The 24430-nt window shown below is 40.8% G+C and carries 22 protein-coding genes; 6 read left to right on the top strand and 16 right to left on the bottom strand.

Going from position 1 to position 24430, the window contains the following annotated elements; all coding sequences use genetic code 11:
• Positions 1 to 124 precede the first annotated feature (124 nt).
• On the top strand, positions 125 to 406 hold the full coding sequence (locus FPZ44_RS05475; RefSeq protein WP_144988125.1) for a helix-turn-helix domain-containing protein: 282 nt from the start codon (positions 125 to 127) through the stop codon (positions 404 to 406).
• Between the two features lie 1103 nt (positions 407 to 1509).
• Here FPZ44_RS05475 and FPZ44_RS05470 read toward each other — a convergent pair.
• The 5 genes from FPZ44_RS05470 to FPZ44_RS05450 form a co-directional block, all read right to left on the bottom strand.
• Positions 1510 to 1896, bottom strand: coding sequence for an SMI1/KNR4 family protein (locus FPZ44_RS05470; RefSeq protein WP_144988123.1), 387 nt, complete (start codon positions 1894 to 1896; stop codon positions 1510 to 1512).
• A gap of 256 nt (positions 1897 to 2152) precedes the next feature.
• On the bottom strand, positions 2153 to 3202 hold the full coding sequence (locus FPZ44_RS05465) for a hypothetical protein (protein ID WP_144988121.1): 1050 nt from the start codon (positions 3200 to 3202) through the stop codon (positions 2153 to 2155).
• A gap of 85 nt (positions 3203 to 3287) precedes the next feature.
• Complete coding sequence (locus FPZ44_RS05460) at positions 3288 to 3836, bottom strand: hypothetical protein (protein WP_144988119.1); 549 nt, start codon at positions 3834 to 3836, stop codon at positions 3288 to 3290.
• Positions 3837 to 4612: 776 nt separating this feature from the next.
• Complete coding sequence (locus FPZ44_RS05455; protein ID WP_261378365.1) at positions 4613 to 4837, bottom strand: aspartyl-phosphate phosphatase Spo0E family protein; 225 nt, start codon at positions 4835 to 4837, stop codon at positions 4613 to 4615.
• Between the two features lie 239 nt (positions 4838 to 5076).
• Positions 5077 to 6363, bottom strand: a complete 1287-nt coding sequence (locus tag FPZ44_RS05450) for a helix-turn-helix domain-containing protein (RefSeq protein ID WP_144988115.1) — start codon at positions 6361 to 6363, stop codon at positions 5077 to 5079.
• Between the two features lie 2087 nt (positions 6364 to 8450).
• On the opposite strand from FPZ44_RS05450, the gene FPZ44_RS05445 reads away from it, so the two are divergent.
• The gene (locus tag FPZ44_RS05445) at positions 8451 to 9230 is read left to right on the top strand and encodes a molybdenum cofactor biosynthesis protein (protein ID WP_144988113.1); all 780 of its coding nucleotides are present in this window, start codon (positions 8451 to 8453) and stop codon (positions 9228 to 9230) included.
• Positions 9231 to 9245: 15 nt separating this feature from the next.
• Here FPZ44_RS05445 and FPZ44_RS05440 read toward each other — a convergent pair whose 3' ends face one another.
• Positions 9246 to 10319 (bottom strand): ThiF family adenylyltransferase, encoded by a 1074-nt coding sequence (locus tag FPZ44_RS05440; RefSeq protein WP_144988111.1) that lies wholly within the window; start codon positions 10317 to 10319, stop codon positions 9246 to 9248.
• A 188-nt stretch (positions 10320 to 10507) separates the two neighbouring features.
• On the opposite strand from FPZ44_RS05440, the gene FPZ44_RS05435 reads away from it, so the two are divergent.
• Positions 10508 to 10921 (top strand): hypothetical protein, encoded by a 414-nt coding sequence (locus FPZ44_RS05435; protein ID WP_144988109.1) that lies wholly within the window; start codon positions 10508 to 10510, stop codon positions 10919 to 10921.
• 180 nt (positions 10922 to 11101) lie between these two features.
• Here FPZ44_RS05435 and FPZ44_RS05430 read toward each other — a convergent pair whose 3' ends face one another.
• The 9 genes from FPZ44_RS05430 to FPZ44_RS05390 all read right to left on the bottom strand — a co-directional run bounded on the left by FPZ44_RS05430 (position 11102) and on the right by FPZ44_RS05390 (position 20544).
• Positions 11102 to 11734, bottom strand: a complete 633-nt coding sequence (locus tag FPZ44_RS05430) for a hypothetical protein (RefSeq protein ID WP_144988107.1) — start codon at positions 11732 to 11734, stop codon at positions 11102 to 11104.
• Positions 11735 to 11974: 240 nt separating this feature from the next.
• Entirely contained in the window at positions 11975 to 12823 is an 849-nt protein-coding gene (locus tag FPZ44_RS05425) for a MurR/RpiR family transcriptional regulator (RefSeq protein ID WP_144988106.1), read from the bottom strand.
• Positions 12824 to 12862: 39 nt separating this feature from the next.
• The gene (locus tag FPZ44_RS05420) at positions 12863 to 13540 is read right to left on the bottom strand and encodes a hypothetical protein (RefSeq protein WP_144988104.1); all 678 of its coding nucleotides are present in this window, start codon (positions 13538 to 13540) and stop codon (positions 12863 to 12865) included.
• 84 nt (positions 13541 to 13624) lie between these two features.
• Positions 13625 to 14731 carry an ABC transporter ATP-binding protein gene (locus FPZ44_RS05415; protein WP_144988102.1) on the bottom strand — a complete coding sequence of 369 codons (1107 nt, stop codon included), beginning with the start codon at positions 14729 to 14731 and terminating at the stop codon, positions 13625 to 13627.
• A gap of 12 nt (positions 14732 to 14743) precedes the next feature.
• The gene (locus tag FPZ44_RS05410) at positions 14744 to 15532 is read right to left on the bottom strand and encodes a carbohydrate ABC transporter permease (protein ID WP_418789166.1); all 789 of its coding nucleotides are present in this window, start codon (positions 15530 to 15532) and stop codon (positions 14744 to 14746) included.
• Between the two features lie 66 nt (positions 15533 to 15598).
• Positions 15599 to 16474 (bottom strand): carbohydrate ABC transporter permease, encoded by an 876-nt coding sequence (locus FPZ44_RS05405; protein WP_144988098.1) that lies wholly within the window; start codon positions 16472 to 16474, stop codon positions 15599 to 15601.
• A 117-nt stretch (positions 16475 to 16591) separates the two neighbouring features.
• On the bottom strand, positions 16592 to 17944 hold the full coding sequence (locus FPZ44_RS05400; protein ID WP_144988096.1) for an ABC transporter substrate-binding protein: 1353 nt from the start codon (positions 17942 to 17944) through the stop codon (positions 16592 to 16594).
• Positions 17945 to 18006: 62 nt separating this feature from the next.
• Complete coding sequence (locus FPZ44_RS05395; RefSeq protein ID WP_335926090.1) at positions 18007 to 19200, bottom strand: exo-beta-N-acetylmuramidase NamZ family protein; 1194 nt, start codon at positions 19198 to 19200, stop codon at positions 18007 to 18009.
• A gap of 138 nt (positions 19201 to 19338) precedes the next feature.
• A complete protein-coding gene (locus tag FPZ44_RS05390; RefSeq protein WP_261378213.1) occupies positions 19339 to 20544 on the bottom strand; it encodes an anhydro-N-acetylmuramic acid kinase in 1206 nt (401 codons plus the stop codon).
• Between the two features lie 182 nt (positions 20545 to 20726).
• On the opposite strand from FPZ44_RS05390, the gene FPZ44_RS05385 reads away from it, so the two are divergent.
• The 3 genes from FPZ44_RS05385 to FPZ44_RS05375 all read left to right on the top strand — a co-directional run bounded on the left by FPZ44_RS05385 (position 20727) and on the right by FPZ44_RS05375 (position 23931).
• Positions 20727 to 21683 (top strand): N-acetylglucosamine kinase, encoded by a 957-nt coding sequence (locus tag FPZ44_RS05385; RefSeq protein WP_144988095.1) that lies wholly within the window; start codon positions 20727 to 20729, stop codon positions 21681 to 21683.
• A 174-nt stretch (positions 21684 to 21857) separates the two neighbouring features.
• Positions 21858 to 22793, top strand: a complete 936-nt coding sequence (gene murQ / locus FPZ44_RS05380; RefSeq protein WP_144988093.1) for an N-acetylmuramic acid 6-phosphate etherase — start codon at positions 21858 to 21860, stop codon at positions 22791 to 22793.
• The gene (locus tag FPZ44_RS05375) at positions 22768 to 23931 is read left to right on the top strand and encodes a GNAT family N-acetyltransferase (protein ID WP_186785924.1); all 1164 of its coding nucleotides are present in this window, start codon (positions 22768 to 22770) and stop codon (positions 23929 to 23931) included. The genes murQ and FPZ44_RS05375 overlap by 26 nt, the downstream gene beginning before the upstream one ends.
• Positions 23932 to 24006: 75 nt before the next feature.
• Here FPZ44_RS05375 and FPZ44_RS05370 read toward each other — a convergent pair whose 3' ends face one another.
• Positions 24007 to 24357: a DUF1579 family protein gene (locus tag FPZ44_RS05370; protein WP_144988089.1), complete on the bottom strand. Its 351-nt coding sequence runs from the start codon at positions 24355 to 24357 to the stop codon at positions 24007 to 24009.
• Between the last annotated feature and the right edge of the window lie 73 nt (positions 24358 to 24430).

Here is a 24430-nt window from a genome sequence, read left to right as displayed (position 1 = left end):
AAAAATTATTTTATCAGAAAAAAATAATAGGAGGTAACGTTTATGAAAAGCAGGTAAATAGAAAAATATATGAATAGTGATACTTATAGGGGAATCAAAAAAACAAATGGAGGTAATAAACTTTATGAAAACATGGGACGATGTGAAGAAGAACATTTCGTCGATCCCAGTCTATGAAAAAGATGTACTTGAATTCACTGCTTACTTAGTAGCTAAATTAATTCACAAACGTCAAGAACTGGGATTAACTCAAGAGAAAGTGGCTCAAATGACTGGTCTAAAACAATCTGCAATTGCTCGAATAGAAAATGCACGGGTTGTTCCTAAAATAGACACGATTCAAATAATAGCTAAAGCACTGGGCTTAAGGCTCGATTTAATAACTAATGAAGAAGATAAAAAATAATAAAGAATAATAAAAAACATTAAAAAGTAAAAAACATAGAAGAGTAATAAAAACAGCCACAAAATTAAGTGGCTGTTTTTATTGTTAAGGTGTTCCCACAGCACTTATTTGTTTTAAAGGCGTCACAAACTTTTGAGCTAATAACTAAATTACAGGCTCTCACACGAAATCCAAAGAGGATTTCAGATGAGAAATCAAGTACTTTTTATACCTAAAAAGGCAGAAGTGACCTTATATGCGCTTTTACTATATTCATTATCGGCTGATATAGTGACCATTTATCTTTTCTTTCTTATCATTTTTCAAAAGCTCAATAAGCTCTATCTTTACACTCTGCATGGCGTCTTCTATGGACATTTCAATAAACTTACTTAGAAAAGGATATCTTTTTCAAAGAAATCAAACACCTGTGAAATGGCATCTTTATTACTTTCCTTTAAATAAGGATAGCAGCTTTAAGGACTCATCTTCTGACAAAGATAATTGAAGCACTTTTTCTTCCACTTGCTTTCAGCCTACTGACTTATTTTCATTTCCTTAGTAGTTTGGGTTTCCATCATGTCTTCTATGTGCAGCTAGATTATCTGTTTCCTGTAGCGAATGGAATTTCATTACAAAATCCTATATTATCAATTGGGTCGCAAGAGGAAGGGGGTATACTGTACAGTTTTCTAAACATCACATTCTAACAAAGTATGAATAACATTTCCTTGCAGCATCATATAGAGTAAATTTTCACGACACGAAAGTAATTTTACTACATTGATATTTTTTGGTTCACATATAAGCAGCAAGCATTAATGTAGAAGCGTTAACCTAAAAAATAATAAAAGGAGCCTTGTCATCAAATGACAGGCTCCTTTACGCTTTTAAAGTAAATTATTGATGGGTCATTCATCAGGTCATAGTCCAGGCTACATACGCACAATCGAATAATTCTACCTGATACAGCTATCTTAGATACGGATACAAACATTATTAGAACTTACGATCTTCTACACGCCACGCCCAATATTTATTTCCTTGAGCCATTACAAATCTATCAAGCCATGTTTAAAAATCGCAATACAAAGAATGTGCATTATCAAAATCACTAATGCCTTCTAGTAGATACATGTAGTCTTTCTTCCCTTGAGCAACTGTTCTGTATCTATAATAAAATAATCGTCATAAACACATGCAACTATAACCTTGGTGTCAGTATCAAAAGGTTCGTTTGAGCTAATAACTTCATCGATTGAGAAAATTTCAATTTCACCAGAACATTCAACATTTGAAAATGGTCTGAATCCATTAGTTTTAGATAAGAATTTTAAATAATCTTCAGGTAAAGGAGAGTATGACTCTAGTAGAAGAGAAATATCATTATCAGAGGATGGATCGCAAAATATAAGTTCACTATCATACACATATCCTTCGTTACATTGAATCTTACGTGTATCATGTGCATATAGCTCACGAAATGAATTTATCGTCTTCTCTACAGTCATTATCGCTCACCTTTTTTCTTTTAAAATTAATATCCGGTCCACCACCTGTTTACAACACCTCTGTGGAACGTTTTTGGTAACAACATTATAAGTTGTTATTAAAAAAATAACGCTGATTATCGAGTCTCCAGTTCCAGAATGGGTATCCTTAAGTGCTGATAAACATATCTAAAAACGTCATTACTGATGTAGGTCATAGTATCCTCATCCGGTTCACCACGGCGAAACTACCCTATGGATGCTGTTCACGATAATTTTATTTCGTCTTATAAAACTCTATTATCAAGTTAAATGAGGTTGGGAATGGCTGATTAAGTTCATTAATTCCATTCATATCGTACAAAATCTTGCGATTTCTGTTGTTAGTTATTAGTGCATAGTATTTGTTATTTGAATCATTAATTTTAGTCAACAGGGAATCACTTAGATTAATGTCTGTTATATTTCCTTTTACAATATTAATATCTCTTAATGTTTCTTCAATTTTTCCATTCTGATCTATAATCAATATATCAACTTTTGTATTAAAAGAGATTGCCCCTAGTATTAACTTGTGAGGTAAGCTATTAATGAAAAATTGGCCGTTTTCATTTTGAATCTCTATTTCTTGCTTCTTCTCGTCATAAAATTTTGGGAAAGGATAAACATTAATCTTTTTATCGTTTAAAAGACTTTCTTCTATTTCTAGATCGCTTAAAATACTATGTTCATCATAAGGTACATTAGGATTTAACACCACAAATCTTGATATAGCTAAATATGAGCCGTCATAATGTTTATTTGGGCTAATAGGTATTACAGTTAGATCCTCATCACCTTCGCTATCCCACATTAACTCTAAGGGAATAATCGTTGTGGCTTTATCTTTATAATTGATAGAGACTGAAGAATACCAATTACTGTCCGAAGGCGTTCTTACTAGAGCTGTTTTGTTCCCTTGAAGGAATATTAGGTTAATTTCCCCTCCATCTAATCTCGTATCAACAACAAACTCACCCTTAATTATATTACTTTCCTTATAATTTACGTAGTAAGAGTATGCATCTCCACCGGGCAAATTTATTTTCTTTTCTAGGCTCTTATCTATTTGAAATTTATGAGAGTATGTAAACATTTTTGGATTATGAACCACCTTTTCTGCCTTGGATAATAGAACATGTTGGTTTTTCAGTACTTTTCCTTCTGAAACAGAAATAATTTTGTTATCATACTGATTTATAGTATTGAAATTTAATATCACAACACTCGTGATTAAAACAAAAGAGACTAATAGAATTATTATTGTAATTTTCTTAATATGTGACATTGATTATACCTCTATATGTTTTTAAATAGAACATATATATGACAATGAAAATTACCATATATATGTTCTATTACACTTAAATTAGTTAAATAGGTTTTCCACCGTAAAATACTCCAGCGGCTGTTCTCTGTTCATATAAAACACCATCATGTGTTGCCGTGTGAATAGTTACTGTCTCATGACGCCCAATTTGGGGTTGAAAGGCACTGACGTGTGAGATTGCCGTTCCAAAGCCTATTGAGATATCTTTATCGCCAGAAGAAACTAGTACTGGTTGTTGAAAGACCATTATATACCACAAAGAAGCAGTTGCTGAGGTTACAGTTGTAATCCACTTTCCCTTTGTAGTTCCTGCACCAACTACTGCTCCTACGCCATTTGAAACTTTACTTTCACCTACGGCTAGTGAACCAAATGGATTCACATATAGAGTGCTATTATTTTTGCCAGACAAATCGTTGTTACTTTCAGTAGATTGAGGCAACCCTTTTACATATTGAATAGTCGCATTAAATCTTTCAGTTAATTGACGATTCTCGTGTATTTCATTTGGAGTAGCAGATACAGTAGCGGGTAATACAACAGATAGTAAGAGAAGTGTTGCCAAGGATTTTTTTAAAATAGCGTTCTTCATGTTCTACCTCCGATTTTATATAAAATGAAATTCAAAAATAAGGATTTATTAAATTAGAGTTAGTCTTCTGTTCGACCAGCAATGCTGAATTCGTAATTTTTGATGCAGCTATTACATCATCGACTTTTAGAGTAGTATTTTGAAGTGTGCTTATGATTCTTTTTTGATTTAACATAAAGTTAATGATGAGTAATGTTGATGATATAAAATATACGAAATTCAGTTGGAGTCGGGTGTAAAAAAGATACTTCAGAAGTAAGAGTTCCACTGGAAGATGTCGGTGAAATCTCAGATGAGGTACTATCAATTGAGTAACTGTTTTCTGCTTCTTGAGTAGGAGCTTTTTGTGCAGTTGCTAACGAAGATGGAGTAACTAGCGTGATAAATTGATTGTTAAAACGATACTAGCAGTTTTTTTAGCTTCATGCAAACTCTCCTATCATCATTAATTTTCAGTCTGATGTTAGATTTTGCAGGCACACAATTATACAATTTTAAATTTAGCCTCACCCCTTTCTATGCCTAAATCATTATTTTATAAATGTAAAATACTCTTAATTCACCAACATTTCATTTGATTTGTTACCCACACTCCACAACTACAGGCAAATACATCAATAAATTTTTCATCAAGATCAAAACGCTTGTAAAATGACTTTTTGTAAATACAACTACACCTAGTTTAATAGTGGGTTTTGTTAGTTAAATCTACGTCCTTAATCTCCTCACCCACCAACTTACGTACTAGACGTATATTTTCTTCTGCAAATTCGTCTTTACGTAGATACTTCAATCTTAGCTTCATTGTGAAGGCACTCCCTTTGGTACTTTAACAATAACTCATCTAAGTCCTGGCTCATTTCAACCATTCTACCATCGGTCAATTCTAAGCCATTTTTATGTGCTTCATTTATTCGGAACCGTAAGAATTCGATCTCTTCAAGCATTCTCATCAGTCCTTGCAGATTAATAACGGTGAGCGAACTCCCCAATTCGCCCACCAATAGGTAAAACCCCTCAAGTGTTCCCCAAACTCATTATACTTTCAGTTTCACAGAAAATTAGGATTGTTATTTTTTGTGAAATTAAAAACAGGCACTTTAAGTGCCTGTTTGGGTGAGGGGTATTTCAAACTTAATTTACCAAGGCCAACGCCCTGTGTCGAATAACATGACTTGATCCGTAATTGTGATGGCTGATAAAACTGCTAGTGTAATTATAACTTTAAAGCTTTTACCCTTCACAAAATACCCTCCTTCTCAAGTCGCTCATAGTAACTATCGACCAAATCAACGGTCTCCATGTTAGCCATGTGCTTATTGTTTCTGTATAGATTATACATCAACTTCAAGCAACTGCGCTCATTGTTGATGTCATCTAACTTAGCATATTCAAACGCACTATCACTATAACTGTTTATTGCTTGATTCACATCATTTACAGTTGTATAATAATCACCCTTTAATTTGTAAAACCACGCTAGTTCTTTGCGATCATGAGGGTGTAAGAAAAGCAGTTCATTTACTGCGTCTTCTGTTTTTGATATTAATGCCATTGCCTTGTTTAACTTGTCAGATTCAAGCAGGAAGAGTATGTACTCATTCGCGATATGAATGTAATATTCTTTAGAACAGTTATTCAAACATTCTTGAAATTGTGATTCAGCAAGTTCCTTTTTTTCTTTTTTAGAATTCATAACGGCTGCGAATAAATAATCATTCTCTGTCACACCCTGAGAATACCCTTTAAATATCTCAGAGTATTTCTCTGCGTTGTCATAATCACCTAGTCCTAGAAATGAATCTCGCAATATACCGTAAGCAGGTGCTATTATTTGCTCATCAACTTCACTTTTAACCATATTGTCTAAAATCAAGCTGCACAATTCAATGCAATCATTAAATAAACTTAGGGTATGTGCATGAACTGCAAGTTTGTAATACAACAGTGTTTGATCTTCGGAATTTAGTACATCAATGTATTTGAGGATATATCTACCTGATTGATATGTGGAGTGGAGTTTCGTGAAGTCATTTCGCTCAATAAGGTAAACCTGAAACAGTGACCTTGCCAAGAAGGGCATAACTCCATGACTGCGTGAGTAACCGATAAGGATCTGGTGTATAGAGAGCTTAACTGAGGTGTTTTGCGTAGTATTAGCAATATTGTATACTTCTTCGATTGCATCGTAGCTATCCTCCGCTACTCCTATGTACCTATTAATAATATCTTTGAATAAATCAGTGGATTCTTCTCCTTTAGTGATTGATTCCTGTAAGATTTCAATTACAGTATCAGCTTTCTTTTCCAAGTTGATGTAAACCCTTACAAAGTCATTGTAAGGTATATTTAATACTGAAGCAATAGCCTTGACAGCAGGGTATTCAGGTTTGTGCTTGCTGTTCTCAATCCTGGAAATTGTACTTTTTGTTACTTGAGCCATTACCGCCACTTCATGTTGTTTTAAATTCAAATTAATCCTACGCTGTTTCATCATGTCTGCAAGAATAAAAAGAAAGTCGTTCATTTCTTACATTCACATCCTTTTTTGATAAATAAACAATATAAACCCTTTAGGATAGCAGTGTAGGAATATCTGAGAAGATTGTATGTTAATGTTTAAAAGGTTTCGAGGTGAAAAATACATTAAGGTTCGGGGAAACATAGTTTCTATGGAGATTTATTATAACGTAATTCTACCAGTTGTCAATATATCACAATATATAGTGAATCAATAAAAATAAAGTGATAATTGCAACTATTTAACTCTCTCTATTGCACTTGCCAAGATTCACTGTAACAAAGAAAAAAAGAGACACCCTCCACTCTCTTTGTAAAATAGAAATACGACCAACCTCACGAAGAAGAGAACAAGGAATGACTCTTACGTATACGTTAGTACATCCGCTCAGGAACAACATTTTACCTTGAGGGGGATGTGGGGGGCTGGTGCGGTAGGTCATTATTTTGGAGCGAAGCGAAAAATAATGAGATGGTTTCAGCACCCCCACTTATTACAGTTGCATCTTCATACTATACTAATCTAGTTAGCCATGTTTTTATCAAAACTATGCCTTAACTTTTCCTAAAAAAAGGACCTCTAAATCCTTACTATTGTTAGGATATTCGTCCATCTCATCATACTCTCTATTTAATAAATATAGATGATTACTTGAAGATGTGTTATTTGGCTACTCTAAAATATAATATTTTATCCCCTATTACTCAGGTTATTCAGGGTCTTCAAGTTTTTCTATATGCTTGTAGTGTATACGAATAAACCCAAGCCCAGTTTCTGTTGGTAGCAATGCCTTTACCCTATCGGCCATCAATATCCTGTTGTAATTACCTATTATGCCAATAGCTTGAAAATTTCTTTTTTTGTATATCTCTTTATGTAGCTTATAAACATAGTTAACAAACTTATCCACCGCATCTTCTTTATTGCCTTCTCTTTGCTCTTGTTGAAAGTGCATAATGTTGTTTGTGATATCGTTAGCCCCATTTATTTGACTCAGGCACCATAGAACAATATTCGGGTCACTGTTAACGATATAGAAGTTACCTTGTGGTTTTGCATTACGTTGTATGCGCTTGATGCTTTGATATATTCAGATGCAATGTAACCTACTTGTACAGACTTAAATTCATCGTTCTTGAATCTTCCTTGCACAATATCAGTAGACTTTCTCCCTAAATCTTCGCCCTTGTACATCATGTTATGAACTAGAAATTCCTCATACGAAATCTTTGAAGTTCCAACCAACCAGCACTGTGTAAACTCAGAATATTCGTTCTTACCTATCAAATTTCCAAACCAGTTAATAGCTATGCGCTCACCGTCATAGTCATCACTAACACGGATTTTAGTAAATTCCGCTTTTAATAGCTTTTTCTCAATGATTTTTCAACTATCTTTATGGCAAATGATAAGCGTTTGTCAGTTGATTAAACAACAAAAAAGCCACCTGACATTAGTCGATTAACTTCCTAATGATTTAGTGGTTTAGCTAATAGTGATTTTAGTGTGGTTACTAAACTTTTCACCTTTATAATACCCTAAGAACCGGTATAGTTGTGCTCTTTTTCGTAAAAATACCAAACGAACAAGACGATTGTTAAGTCAGTACAGGCACGTTTCAACCCACACATCTGTGCAGGATGTGACTACAATCATTTATCTAGTAACACGGTTGAGATTGTTTCAATCCACACATCCGTGCAGGATGTGACGCGATTTTGAGACAAATTAGAACAAACATTCCTAATCCATCTCAAAGTAATTACTTAAATTGTATGTAAAAACCAATTATTTCACAATACAAACATTTAACAATCAGTTAAATGGAATTAATATGGGGAAAACGTAGTGCGAATGTCCTGGGAATTTCATGTGCACTTCACATTCGCACCATCATTTACAATGGTGCTATACCTCATTCAATATTCAATTGAACATCAATATCCCATAACTCTATCAAATATCATAGATGAAAAAATATTCAAAGCATCTAACCATCTAGTTCACTCTCTACCTTCTCTATCATGTCAACATCCTATAAAATATAGAAAGGAAAAGGAACGTCACAACACGCTCAGAAAAGAGGAACTAACATGAACTATCGCATCCAATGCTTTGCTAGCATCGCTGAACGTATTGGACAAGCTGAACTGCTGCTGCCCGCGGATAACGACGCTATACGTGTCATTGAACTTAAACAAACACTAGCAGCACAATATCCAGAAACAGCCGAGCTAATCATGCGCTCCTTCGTGGCAGCCAATCAACAGTACGCGCCAGATGATAGTATCGTTACACCTAAAGATGAACTTGCGATCATCCCTCCTGTCTCTGGAGGACAAGGAAAGGCGCATCCAGAGGGAGATTTATCGCAAGAAAACCATAACGAAGTTTCTAGCGCTAACGGCCGTTATTGCCTAACACGCCAACCCATTCATACTCAGGCTGTTGAGCAGAAAGTATCGCATCCAAACCACGGCGCAACGCTCACCTTCTCAGGGACGACCCGTGAAGTAACAGGCGATCAACGGACACAAACGTTAGAATACGATGCCTATGTACCGATGGCACTTCAAGTCATGGAACAAATCGGAGACGAAGTAGACAAACGATGGCCTGGAACACTTTCCGCTATTACTCATCGTCTAGGCATTGTCGGTATCGGTGAGGCCAGTGTCGTTATTTCTGTATCAGCTCCACATCGGGCTGGTTGTTATGAAGCGAGCCGCTATGCCATCGACCGCCTCAAACAGATTGTACCGATCTGGAAAAAGGAAATTATGGCCGATGGCAGCTACTGGGTCGAACAAGACAATTGGGACCCAATTGCCCGCAATGATGCTAATTATACCGACCTCCACGACCAGGGATAAATAGGAAAAGCAGAACTACCCAATGTATCTATCTACAAGCGTACGCGCAACAACGGGCTCTTTCGTTCCGTGTACAAGTACACGGCCATCCTTAAACACGACTAAACGATGTTGTTCGTCCACTTGGATGGATACAAGATATGCGTTGCTGTGTACGGTCATTCCGTGCACAGCTTGCATGCGTTCTGCCAAAGCCCCCAAATCCATAGGAATAGGCTGGGCTGGGCGAATTTGCACCGTATCTCTACCGCATAACACCTCGGTACGACGCTGGTTCATCCCCTCCAACTGCGGATAAGTCGCATTCGGCCCACAAGATGGACAATCCTCTCGCTTCGCAGAGCGAACATCTATCGCCGTATATTGATTCGTCCACAGATCGAACGATACTAGCTTTCTCCGCAGCGCATCATGATTACCCGTCAGCCACTTCAACGCTTCTGCCGTCTGATAAGCGACAACCATCTGCACCGCAGGTGGAATAATACCAGCCGTATCACAAGTCGCACCTCCAACAGGCACGCTTTCCATAAGGCAGCGCAAACAAGGCGTAACCCCTGGCTCTATCATCATCGTCATCCCATAGCTACCGACACAAGCGCCATAAATCCACGGAACTGCATGCTTTAATGCATAATCATTTAACAGCATTCGAGTTTCAAAATTATCCGTCGCATCCATGAACAAATCATATTCTGCGCCCCATTCATTTAATTCATATAATGTAACATCGCCGACGATGCCGATAACTTCTACTTCCGAATTAATTGCTTTTAATCGCTGTTCAGCCGCAATCGCCTTCGGCAGCCGAGCTTGCGCATCAGATTCCGTATATAGCTGCTGCCGCTGCAAATTGCTCCACTCAACATAATCGCGATCCACGATCGTAACTCTTCCAACACCAGCTCGCACGAGCATTTCAGCTGTGGCCGAACCTAACGCACCAGCACCAATAATAAGGACACGCGAGTGCTTCAGTCGCTGCTGCCCTTCCATTCCAATGGGGACAAAACGCTCTTGCCGAGAATATCTATCCGGATGAGTACGTTGTTCTTCATTTAGTTGAGTCTCCACCAAATTGTGCAACATTGCGCCTCCTCTTTTTGCTGCCAAGTTATTATCTATTTGTGATGCCTACCATTCTACATGAACCGAATGGAAAAGCATACTAATGTTGCAGCGGAAATATATAAACTTACATAGCTTTGAAGCCGATAACTCTAGTAAATAGCTCTTACAAATATAGGATAAACAAATAAAGGAGGAAATATTGCAACATGCGAATCAACTCCAGTTATAAACCAATGCAAAGCAATCAACAAACGAGCAGAATACTAAGCAACGATAAGTTTGAAACCTCCCTTAAAGAAGCAGAACAAAAAGAGGAAAAAGAGAATGAAAAAAGAGGGAAGCTTGTCACAGCTAGAGAAGGCGAGTATGTCAGGCAATACCTCGTTCAAGCAGATGGTAGCAAAATACTGTTGGCCGAAGTAAAGCAAAGTACAGCGCAACCGAACAGCGAAAATAAAGAAAGCTCGGAAACATTAGCTGCAACTCTAGTAAACAGACAAGGAATTCATACCAACAGCAATACAAAGTCCATGATGAATCTTCTAAACTTTCAAGCTGGTGTCGGTGCTGGAACTATGTTATTCGCCCCAACCAAGGATTTAAATTCTATTGGCAAGTAACAACTTTAGCTGTAGCGGAAACCGGAGTCGAGAATGCTTCATATGGTAATGATAAAACGTAAAGAGGCTATCTAGAAAGTCAGTCTAAGCCGACTTTTTAGATAGCCTCACTCCAAAACACCTTTGGCATCTCAACGGATTCAGTCTACAACACTATTTCCTACAAACAAAGATAGTAGATTAGAGCTCGTTTTTCTTCGGATTAATAATATCTCCCGTTTTCCCATCTATTCCAATAGTGATAGAGTTTCCGGAAGATTTTTTAGTAAATGTAAGGTTATATCTGCTAAAATTGCTTGCAAAGTTGTCTATAACATAGACACTTGAAATCTGGTAGGATTTTAATTCTGGAAGTGAGACATGGATTTTATCTACCCCGGATTTTACATTTGGGTGTGATAGAACTGTAGAAGCATCCAATGATTGTATCGTATAGCTAAGGTCCCCCGTTTTCGAATCAACTGCAAAGTGAAAAAAGTTCTCTCCATCTTTTTCTTCAAGTCTAATCACATACTTATCATACTCACTATCACTTGTTGAAACTACATCTTCATAAGCATCGATCTCATAGGATTTTGTTTCTGGAAACTGAGCATAGACTTGTTCGATTTTTGCCTTCACATCCTTGTCGGCAAGAGCTTCGGAAGCTGAGACTTTTTTGTAAGTTCCTGCATACAGTTCATTGTTTTGAGCTACAGTCTTTTGAGTTGGGTTTTCATTTGCACTTACTACTAAAGCTCCAGATAGGGAAATCGCAGTAGCCAATCCTACAGCTGCCAAACGTACGGATGCTTTTTTAAGATTTTTTTTCATACCAATTCTCCTTCGAATTTAAGATTTTTTTGTTCCTAGGTATAAGATAGAGAAAACTAATAAAATAAAAAATAGGAAAAACTTAACATTTTCTTAAATCGATTGAAAGAGTTCCTTCAGGTGCTATATAAAATAAATAGGCTGTTCCCAAAGTCATTACTGACAAGTTGGAACAGCCCTCATTGTATATCATCCTGAACGTGACGATTTTTATTTTCGTATAGGGTGTGTCACAACCCACTACTGCTTCTTCATCTTCTTAATCAATTCTCTGCTCTTATCCAACGATAAAAGAGATTGGTCATAGTCTCGGCTCGTTACACCTAGATAAAGAATGTCAATCACATTCAACTGTGTGATCCGAGATGATGTCGCACCACTGCGAATCTCATTCTCGGTCGATGTAATAAATAACGGAATGTCCGCGTGCGAGCTCACCGCATTTGTTCCATATTTCGTAATCGAAATCGTTGTCGCTCCTTGAGCTCTAGCCTGCCTCGTGCACTCGACGACTGCCGTAGTTTCTCCTGAATAGGAGATACAGACAGCCACGTCCTCTTCTGTCAGCATTAATGATGAAATAAGCTGCATGTCTGCATCTGCAAAGGAAAAGCATGTCTTATTAATCCGCAGAAACTTGTGCTGTGCATCCAAAGCAATCAAATAGGAAGCACCAATGCCGTAAAAATAAATGCGCTTCGCGTGCCGCAACGCCTCTACCGCTTTCGTCACCAACTCAGGTTCTAATATTTTCAATGTATCGCGGATAGACTGAATATTGTTGTTGGACACGTTCTCCATAATCATTTCTATCGTATCGTCACGCCGAAATTCTTGATACCCTGCTGTACCTGCATCCTGCTGCAAATCACCAGCTACTTTGAGCATGAGCTCTTGATAACCTTTCAATCCCATCGATTTGCAAAGACGAATAACTGCCGCTTGGCTGCCTCCACTGTGCTCGGCCAATTGTGCTACAGACATCCCTATCATTTGCTTCGGTTGGCTCAAAATATACTCCGCTACTTTACGCTCCGAAGGCGTAATATCAGCCAACACTTCACGCAATCGAACTAATCCACCGTTCATACCGTTACTCCTTCAACCTTTATTCAACATTCGTTATGCTCAACCTTCAGCAGGGATAGGCTTCACACCATGTTGAGGTTCCGTTTCCTTTAGAACATTTGCCGTTAACAAGTTCAAGTAATAGCCAAACATACCAAAGAACAATCCTAAAAACCCCACTACCGTTACTGCTAAAATAAAAATTAGACATATGGCTTGTAAAAATGCGCCCACCGTATAAAGCGGATACCGTAAAAACAACTTCACACTTTTACCCATTGCCTGAAAAATGGATAGCTGCTCCCGATATACTAATGGCATCGTATACAATTGAGAAATAAGCGCTATAATCACAAAATAAGTCTGGAATACTGCGATTGTGAAGTGCAGCGTATTTCCCTGATCTCCATAATACCACCACGAAGAAATTAGGATAAGTATGAAAAGTGTTAAAAATAGACCAAATGCGACGGAACGAACATAAAATTTTCGTAAACCTGCGACAATGTGCCTAACTGTCACCATTTCCCCGCTCAATTGGAGATGACACGCATAAAACACACCTGATAGTAACGGAAACAGTACAAGCAAGAACCCTATGACAGCTAAACCAATATTCATAAATAACAGCATAGGTGCTAGAACGAGAGAACAGATAAGACTGTATCCGAGCACCTTTAAAATTTGTTCATAAACTTGTCTTCCCGTTTGAGCAACAACTACACTTAACTTCTTCATAACCGCTCACCTCTTACTTCATGATGTGTCACATAAAGCATATTACTTATCAGCTTTATACGATTCACCACACCTAAATTGATATTATATGGAAGTGCGCTTCTCCGTCTTTACATCAAAGAAATGCACCTTGCTCATATCCAATAAGAATTTTTTCAGCTGTCCTACTCTTGCATCTGAATCTGGGTGCAGCTTTGCCGTGATCATCCGCTCACCTACTCGGAAATAAACGAGATTCTCCGAGCCAAGCTGCTCTACCACCTGTACCGTGGACGTCAATGAATACGTATCAGGAACGCCCATCGTAATATCTTCACCAAACAGATGCTCTGGGCGGATGCCCAGTACGAGTTTCTTGCCTTCATAAGCCCGCAATGCTTGCACACTGTGCTCAGGTAGGACGAATTGCGCCCCTTCCATCATCACCTTGCCATTTTCATAAGTCACATCGATAAAGTTCATTGGCGGTGAGCCGATAAAGCCCGCTACAAACATATTTTCAGGCTTCTGGTACAAATCAGTTGGAGAAGCAACCTGCTGAATTTGTCCTTTATTCATTACAACGATTCGTTGACCTAGAGTCATCGCCTCAATTTGATCATGCGTTACATACACAATTGTAGCTTCCAATCGCTTGTGCAGCTCTGCAAGTTCCACGCGCATTTGCACGCGCAGCTTGGCATCCAAGTTAGACAACGGCTCGTCAAATAGAAACACTTGCGGATCGCGCACAATCGCTCGACCTACTGCGACACGCTGGCGCTGACCACCACTAAGCTCCTTTGGCTTTCGATCTAGCAAATGGTCCAATCCTAGCACCTCAGACGCGTCTTTTACTTTTTTCGCAATTACGTCTTTTGGCTGCTTCAAATTTTTCAGACCGAAGGACAAGTTTTCACGAATCGTCATATGCGGATACAGCGCGTAATCTTGGAACACCATCGCAATATCGCGGTCCTTCGGATGCAGCTTATTAACGACACGATCACCGATCATAATATCGCCGCGTGTCTGCTTCTCAAGACCGGCAATCATGCGCAGTGAAGTCGTTTTACCACAGCCAGATGGACCTACAAACACGACAAACTCTTTATCCTCAATTGTAAAATTCGATTCTTTAACCGCAATAAAGGTTTCCTTGTTGCCATCTACAAACTCTTTTTCTACGTTTTTAAATACAACGCGTGCCATAGTAAGCTCCCCCTAACCTTTGACAGCTCCAATCGTAATGCCTTGCAAGAAATAACGCTGCAGTGCGAAGAACAAAACAATCATCGGCAATGAAGCAACCGTTGCCCCCGCCATAATCGCTCCAAAATCCGTCGTATCCGCAAACTTAAATCCAGCCAAGCCTACTTGAATCGTACGCATCGCTTCTGACTCTGTGACGAGCAACGGCCAGAAGAAATCATTCCAATGGAAGACGAAGGAGAAGATCGCCAGTACAGACAATCCAGGCTTCGCCATTGGCAAAATAATTTTGTAGAAAATGCCGAACTCACTGCATGCATCGATACGCGCCGCATGGATCAAGGACGTAGGCAGCGTGGACATGTACTGCTTCATTAAGAAAATATTACCCACACTTACGATGGAAGGCAGGATAAGTCCCATATACGAGTCTTTTAAGTTGAATACATCAATTACGAGAATGTAGAGCGGAATGAGCGTAACTTGAGTAGGAATCATCATCGTCATAAGCAATATCCAAAATATCGTCTTACGTCCTGGAAAATGCAGCTTCGCAAACGCATAACCCGCTAGTGAGGCAAAAAATACGTTCGTAATTGTCAAAATAGACGAAACGATTAAGGAATTGAGCAGCCAGCGCCATGCCATTGTTTTATCGAAGAAACGGCTAAACGGCTCGAATGACCACACTTCCGGCCACATCGATATTTTCATAGAAGCGTCCGCATAGGAATCTTGGAAGGAACCGATAATCATCCAATAGAGCGGAATTATCGTAATGATTCCCCATATGATAAGCATCGTGATAGAAACGCCCAGAACGGCGATTTTCCCTTTTGACTGCATAGGTGAATGCCTCCTTTGGGCTTAATATTCGACATCCGTAGAGAACATTTTAAACTGAATAATAGACACGACCACTATGATTGCGGTGAGTACAAATGATTGTGCCGAGGCTAATCCGAATTCATAGAACATAAACGCCGTCTGATAAATGAGGTAAGCGATCGTAGTCGTTGCAAAGTCAGGTCCACCTTGTGTCATCATGTAGACACTTATAAATACTTGAAAAGAGATAATAACCCCCGTTACTAGCAAATATAGAGTTGTCGGTTTGAGCAACGGCCACGTAATTTTACTGAATTTTGCCCAGCCACTGGCATGATCAATATCTGCTGCTTCATACAACGATTTCGGAATGCCACCCATTGCCGCCAAGTATAAAATGATGCCCGCCCCATGTGATCCTAAATAGGTCATCAGCATAAGCGAGAATAGAGCTGTTGATGTTTGGCTCAGCCACATAACAGGCTCCATTCCGAAAAAGCCAAGGAAAGAGTTAATCATCCCGTCTTTCGTCGGATCGAACATCGCGAACCATACGAGCGAAATCGTAACGCCAGAAGCAACTGCTGGCAAATACATGACTGCTTTGAAAAAGGTCTGCCACTTCGTGCGCAGCTGAAAAATAAAGTACGCGAGCATAAACGTGATCGCGATATTGACCGGCACCGTACATACCGTAAATAAGAACGTGTTCCATAGTGATTTGTAAAACACCGAATCCGCAAACATCGTCTTGTAATTATCAAATCCAATCCATTCTGGATTCAGGACATGATACCGCTGGAAGCTCATCATGAATGCTGAAATGATCGGATATAGCGTAAAGACGAGGAAAAGCAGAACGGGTACGAGTATGAATATATAAGCCCACATATGATCCCGCAGCTTTTGCACCATGTGTTCTCCCCCTTGTGAAAAAAGGTCCCATATGAACGTATTCATATGAGACCACTTCAAGTGCAGCGTCTAAATCTGCTAGTAACTGCTGCTTCCTACCTACACACTTTCGGCTTACTATCGGAATAATTGCTCACCTTTATTTTTGAATTCCTCAAAAATTTGCTCTGGCGTTCTGCTGCCGCTGAAAAGCGCTTGCTGCATCGGCTTTTGCGCTTGCTCGATAAACTTTTTCTTACTTGCAGACACTTTCGCATCTACAAATAGATCCGAGCTTGGAACGCCATGACTTTGATTAATTTCAGCTGCGATCTTGTTATGCGGCTTTCCTCTACTATCCTTACCTTTGAATGCATCAATTTGGGACTGTCGAGCGAACGGTACACACAGCTCGCTAGCCGAGTTACCACCATGGACACCTTTCGTCAGCCAATCCATAACAAGGAACGTATTTTTCGCATGCTGCTCACCCTTATCATCTTTTTGACGGAAACCTACATAACCTTCACCACCAACTGTCGCCTGCCACTTGCCACCATCTTTATAGGGAATAGGTAAGTAGACATGCTCTATCTTTTCGCCTTTTATTTTGCCTGCATCAATATCTTTAGCACGTGTTTCCAGCATTACATCGTAATAAGGTAATCCTTTACTCGCGATACCTGTTTTGCCGTTATAGAAATATTCCACTCGCTTCGCCGGATCAATGGCAGCCGTTTCTTTCGGCATAATTCCTTCATCAACTAGTGAGCGAATAAATTTCAACGTTTCAAGCATACGCTCATCGTTCCAAATAAACTTGCCGTCGCGATCCACAACATCGACCAAGCCGCTGCTGCGAGCTAGCATTTCAATGAAATCGGTCGTCGTTGCATCTGTTACGATGCCGTACTGTTTACTGCCGTCTGGTAGATCTTTAACCATCTTTTTTGCTTCTGTTTTGAATTCGGACCAAGTCCAGCCTTCTTTCTGAATCTTTCTCCAATCGATGCCAGCTTCTTCTAAAATGCGTTGATTGGCACTCCATGCCCACTGGTACTGATACATCGGCAGGCCGTACTGCTTACCTTGGATTTTTGCTTTATCCAGCACGCCCGGCAAGTAATCGCTTACAATTTCTGCTGTCATATAAGGGTCTAGATTCAGCGCAAGCCCTGTATCTACATATTGTCCGCTAACCCCATGATAATAAATATCCGGAGGTGAGCCTGCATTCAAAGCGACATCAAATTTCTTCGGACCTTCCGCCCAAGTCAACAATTCATACTCAATTCGTATGTTGGGATGTTTCGCGTGAAATTCGGCTACCGACTTTGCGATATCATCCTTGTAATTGCCGTGTACAGGATACGTCCATACTTTAATGACATCTACGTCTGATGCCCCGTCTTTTGAACCGCTGCTGCTGCATGCAGTAAGTACGACTAGCATTGCCGCTAATAGGATAGCTGTGACCTTATTCCACTTCATTACATACTCCCCCATTCGATTATGAATGACATCATGAAATGACCTAACTATGACTTAACTCCCTATTCCCCATACTCCTCATACAGTAAAAATGGCTTGCGGATCATTCGCCATTGTTCACTCTCCTGACGCCAAGCTTCCACAATATTTATCAACCCATCTGTTTCATGAAGCTGCAATCGTACGCGATTGTCTCCTGTCAGCAAATCTATGAATGGATAGCCTGACTCTTTCCCTAACCACTCAAATTGCTGTTCATGAAGCGCCATGACATGATGCAAAAGGTGAAGCCCTGTTTCAACGGAATGATACGTTTTACGGTCTATGACATAAGTAAAAATACCGTGGCAACGTTCGCCTTGATGCTTGGAGAACATCGGCGTGAAGGTGTATGGATGAAAATGTACACCTGGCAGCTGCAGCTCATTCATCACCTTGCATAGCTTCTCGCTCTTAAGCCATGGTGCGCCGATCAATTCAAACGGCTTCGTCGTTCCACGACCTTCCGACAAGTTCGTTCCCTCAAATAAGCAATGTCCTCCATATACACGCACCGTATCTATCGTCGGCATATTGGGCGATGGCATGAGCCACGGCAGCCCCGTATCTGGATATTCCATCTCTCGGCTCCAGCCAATGAGCGGGATCACTTGCAGATCGCATGGTATAGCTCGTTGACCGTTAACGAGCTGTGCAAATTCTCCTATTGTCATTCCGGTAAGCATCGGCATTCGCCATGCCCCAACCATGGATTGATACTGCTCATTAAGCAGCCCGCCTTCAGCTTTGTTACCGCCAAGAGGGTTAGGACGATCAAGCACAATCAGAGAGACGCCATGTTCGGCACATGACTCGATGATATGAATGAGTGTCGTTACGTATGTGTAGAAGCGAACACCCAAATCTTGAATGTCGACGATCACTACATCCAAGTCTGCCATCATCTGAGCCGTCGGCTTGCGATTACTTCCGTAAAGGCTGTATACCGGGATTCCATACACAGGATCAAGCTCATCCTCAAACTGTACACCAGCTTGCTTCTCGCTTCGTAAGCCATGCTCGCAAGCAAAGAAGGCGGTTAACTTTCCCTCACTAATCGCTGCGCAAATATCGATAGTTGAGCGATACTTAGCATCTATTCCAGTCGGATTGGTTAATAACCCAAACCTTTTACCTCGCAGCAATGCGCTGCCGATTTCAGCAAACTGATCTGCTCCTGTTCGCACTTTGTTAATGGAAACTTCCCCCCTCATCATTGCACGCTAACAAGCAATTTTGAAACCGTTTCCAAACTGTACCATCATTATAATGACAATGATATAATATTTCAACTACTTTATTTAATTATGAAATTTTGTAACCAAAATAAACGCTAACATATATAATATTGATCGTTACGGAAGTGCGAGCTTCCCCATCACTGTTGCATGTGAAGCACCTGTCACATGATGCATCGGGTTCGGATTGCCTTCTATCCACTCGTTGGCAAGCAGCGCAAAGGCAATTGCCTCTTTAGCATCGCTATTTATACCTATTTCCTCATGTGTCATGACTTTCAACTCAGGAAGCAATTGCTGCAGCATGGCCATTAATGTATGATTACATGCCCCACCGCCCGAAACAATGACTTCATCAATCGAATACTTGGGTAATATAAAATCCCGATAAGATTGAGCAATGGATCGAGCCGTAAATGCGGTGAATGTTGCAACAATATCATTAGGAGAGCATGAGAAAAGTTTCATTTGTCGCAGCCATTCCTCTGCATATCCTTGGCCGAACAGCTCTCTACCTGTCGTCTTCATCGGCATCTTCTTAAAATATGGATGAGCGAGCATTCGTGAAAGAATGGGCTCATTAACCTGTCCAGAAGCAGCAAGCTTTCCATTATGGTCATAATAAGACATCCCTGCAGTGACCTCTATAACAGCCTGATCGATCAACATATTACCAGGTCCTGTATCAAAAGCAATAACATCAGCAGGCGCCCCTCCCGCTGGCAATACCGTACAGTTACCGATACCTCCTATGTTTTGTGTAATGCGCCCTTTTGATGGGTGTCGGCACAGCATATAATCGGCATAAGGAGTTAGTGGAGCACCTTGACCTTGCAAGGCCATATCTGCGGTTCGATAATCACCGATCACTACTTTGCCTGTTTCTTTGGCAAGTACAGATAAGTCTCCAATTTGCAGCGTGGACGGAATAGAAAATGGCAGTGATGGATCAACCTCAGGAGCATGCCAAATGGTCTGCCCATGGGAGGATAACAGATCAATTTCGTTCCACGGAATACTGGCTCGTGCCGCAACAGACCGCGCAATTGCTGCAAATCGATTAGCGAGATAGAAATTCATCGTGCATATATGCTGCACGTTCGCTGTATCCGGCGAGCATAATTGTTTCAGCATCTCCCGCTCTGCATCCGAGTACGGCTGGCACTCGAAAGCAAGCATTTCTACCTTCGTCTCCATGCCTGATCCATACACACGAACGAGTGCCGCATCGACTCCATCCAAGGATGTACCGGACATCAGTCCGATAATGAGTCTCTCTGACTTCTCTGCTATTTGCTGCACTTGCATACATGATAGTGACATCGTCGTGCCCCCCTCTTTCCCGATCATGATTTAAACAGCAACCTAAGTTACGCTTTCATGGATAAAACGCACTTGAATTTAATTTATTATTTCAAAGTCATAATATCATTGTAATATTTTATTTTACAACTGGATTGTTATTCAGTTATACTGTTGCTATACCCTATAAAGCAGGTGACGTCATGGAGTATGTAATTGGTATTGATGGCGGCGGTACAAAAACAACAGCTATCGTTCTTGATTCAGCTGGTCGTCCCATTTTAGAACGGGAAGGCGCCGCAACGAATCCTCATGCTGTAACATTTGCAGGAGCAATTGATCATCTCGTACAACTTCTTCAAGAACTTTACTTTGAAAGCGGTTTAATACCTAGTCGATGTACTGGAATCGGTATGGGAATTGCGGGTGTAAGCACAAGTGAAGAACAACAGCTGTTTCTTGATGCACTGCTGCAAGATGAGCGTCTTCACCTATGGGATTTGAACCGCAGTGGGCTGCCAATTCTCATTAGGAACGATGCCGAAATTGCCTTAATGGCTGCTTTAGCACAAGAGACAGGTACGATTGTCATTGCGGGTACAGGAGCGATTGTCTTAGGCATTACACCTAATGGTGAACGCTTTCGCGCCGGTGGATGGGGCCATATCCTTGGAGATCAAGGAAGCGGCTATGAGATAGGATTGCAAACCCTCCAAGCTGTTATGCTCAGCCATGATGGTGTTCTCCCACCTACTCTGCTAACCGATCATGTACTAGACAAACATCAATTTGACTCTCCTGAACAGTTACGCACTTATATATATGGCCCCGCCATTCGCAAGCAGCATATTGCCCAGTATGCTGAGCTGTGCATCGATGCTGCTAACCAGGGAGACGAAGCTGCACAGAGAATTATTCAAGGTGCTGCAACGGATCTCGCACAACTCGCTCTAGCTATGAGAAGCAAAAATAGTTGGCTCTCACAGGCGCCTCTTGCAATAACAGGCTCTATATTTAAACATAGCGATTTATATTTGGACACGTTTACGCAATACTTGAAACGCTCTGATCAAGCTTCAATAATTGTCCTCGCAGAGAAGCCGCCTGCTTGGGGAGCAGCCATGCTCGTACAGAAGCATCTCTTGAAGGATAAAATGTAGTCTACTCCCGTATCACATCCTATTCAGAGCTGCGCATATCCACCTATAGCCTGCAGCTTAACCTTATCCATTCAATTGCTCATTAACTCAAAATATATGAATACGTAATGCAGCTGTTACGATTCGATTCCCATTGATACGTCCAACTCAACTTGCGCAAAGGGGGTAACCCGTATGGACTCATTTATTAAAGAGCTTACGACCGAACAGCAAAATGAAAATACGAGAGATATAGATTTGAAATCTACGATAGAAATTTTGACGTTGATTAATCAGGAAGACCGAAAAGTTCCGGATGTCATTGCTGCTATCATTCCTATCATTGCTGAATCCGCCGATGCAATCGTCGCAAGCTTCCAAGCTGGCGGCAGACTATTTTATTTTGGAGCAGGCACGAGTGGACGGCTTGGTATTCTCGATGCTTCAGAATGCCCGCCTACATATGGTACAGACCCTGAGATGGTACAGGGCATTATTGCAGGCGGCAACGAGGCAGTCTATCGTGCGATTGAAGGTGCTGAGGATAGCAAGGAACTTGGCATGCGTGATGTGGATTCGCATCATGTTCATGCGAACGATGTTGTGATTGGCATTGCCGCAAGCGGCCGCACTCCTTATGTGCTTGGTGCGATGGAACGCGCCAAGCAACTCGGCGCTACGGTCATTGGCATTTCCAACAATGCGGATACCCCAATGAAGCCCTTGGCCAAATATATGATTGAAGCCGTCGTTGGACCAGAGACTGTGCTCGGCTCGACACGCATGAAATCAGGAACAGCGCAGAAGCTCATCCTTAACATGCTTACAACAACCTCAATGATTCGCATAGGCAAAGTGTATGATAATTTAATGGTCGATCTGAACCCATCCAACTATAAATTAATCAGTCGAGCAAAGCGATTAATTCAGATGGCTACTGGGGCGGAAGATGAAACCGTTGAGCACGCCTATGAGCAAGCAAATGGACATGTCAAACTTGCCATTGTCATGATTGTCGCTAACGTAAATGCTACCGAAGCTTCTCAGCTGTTGGAACAAGCTAAAGGCTATGTGCGTGAAGCGGTCAAATTGTGGAGGGCTGAAGATGACAAACATTCGCATTCTAAATGATGAGGAAATGCAAGAAGCCATTCTACTTGCGGATCGTATTTTTCGCGATGCTGAACAAGTTTCGATGGCAACAGGCTTCCCCTACTTGTATGCAACTGCTTATAGCCAGTCATTTGGCATATACGAAGATAATCGCTTAGTTGGCTTTAATGGATTGCTTCCCGCTGTCCTGCGAGTCGGTCCTGCGGCTATTAACGTGCTCTCACTAGGTTCTGTCTGTATCGATCATGAAGCGCGTGGTCGGGGCTACGCTAGCAGTATGCTGGATAAAGTAAAGGAGCATGTAAAGCAAGCGGGAGCATCATTGCTGCTCGTAACAGGCACGCGCTCCTTATATACTCGTGCGGCATGTCACTTATTTGGCACAGTTACACGAGTGCTCTTGGATCAGCCTCATGCCCAGTCTATAGCAGCAAGCCAGGACAGTCAACCATTCCATTTACGTGCTATGGAGCCCTATGAATGGCTAAAGCTCCATGCAGTTGCAAGAAGCCGTAATGTGCGCTACGAGCAAAGTGTGTGGGATTTAGCCGGATTAGTGAAAGCGGAAGCCTATGCTTCATGCGTGAAGCTGACACATCAAGTTCTCGTTGCAGAACGTGATGGTAGATTAGCTGCCTTTGCAGTGGTAGCCATTCCAAAAGGTACACTGAAATCACGCCGCCCTCCGTTCGCGGTGGAATGGGCAGGGGATGCTTCAGCTATTGCTAGCTTGCTTGCCTATGCCACGATAAACAACAACCTCCCTGTACTGGAGGTGCCTGTGAACTGGCATGAAAACGAGTTGCTAGAGAGGTTTAACAGCATCCCCTATACATCTGAGCAGAACTTAGGCACTGTATATATGGCAGACATCGAGCAATTTGTAGAAGAAATTCGTCCTTACTGGCTCCAACATGATGCAGCTGTGGTGGGTGCACAGCTCAACATCAGGCTTGCAAACAAAGATGAAGATGGTGGAGATGAATATGAACTATCAATGCCACATCTACCTCATCTACGACTAAGCGGCCCACAGCTTACTGCGTTATTATTTACACCGCATGCCCAGCTTAATTTGCCGCAAGATTGGGCTGCTGCACTACGGCCAATTGTGCCTATACCGCTACCTTCCACAAGCGGACTAAATTATATTTAGATATAACATGAATAAAGAAACAAGTAGGCGCTACCCTTGTCGTTCAAATACGAACAACTGGATAGCGCCTTATTTCTAATCTCGTTTTTTATAGCTATCGAGCAGCGTTGCTTGGTACTTGTTGAGGTTGCCTTGGTTATCATAAGAATGCGTGAAATACATCTGACTTGATGCATCATAGCCGATCATTTCTATCGCTTTGACCTCAGCTTCTCCTATTTGTCCATCGACGTGATGAATTAAAAAATAGCCGCCAGGTAACCATTCATAAGTATCAGTTGCTTTTAATGTAACCGTTGAACCGGATACTGCATCAGTAACTACTCCTTCTGTATTCCATTTCCCAACGAATACATTTAGTTGCGAAAGTACAGATTCAAGATTATACGGTACGGATAAATCATTGGCGTTATCATGTTTTGTCACTAATTTCACTCCTTTGAGCAAAGTAAACGCTGCTCTCTTTTATGAAATATCATTTCAAATCACGTTATGCCGG

The sequence above is a fragment of the Paenibacillus agilis genome (assembly GCF_007786455.1).
Lineage (GTDB): Bacteria > Bacillota > Bacilli > Paenibacillales > Paenibacillaceae > Paenibacillus_B > Paenibacillus_B agilis.
The sequence above is the reverse complement of the archived record's forward strand: the minus strand, read 5'-3'. Positions and strand labels throughout refer to the sequence as shown.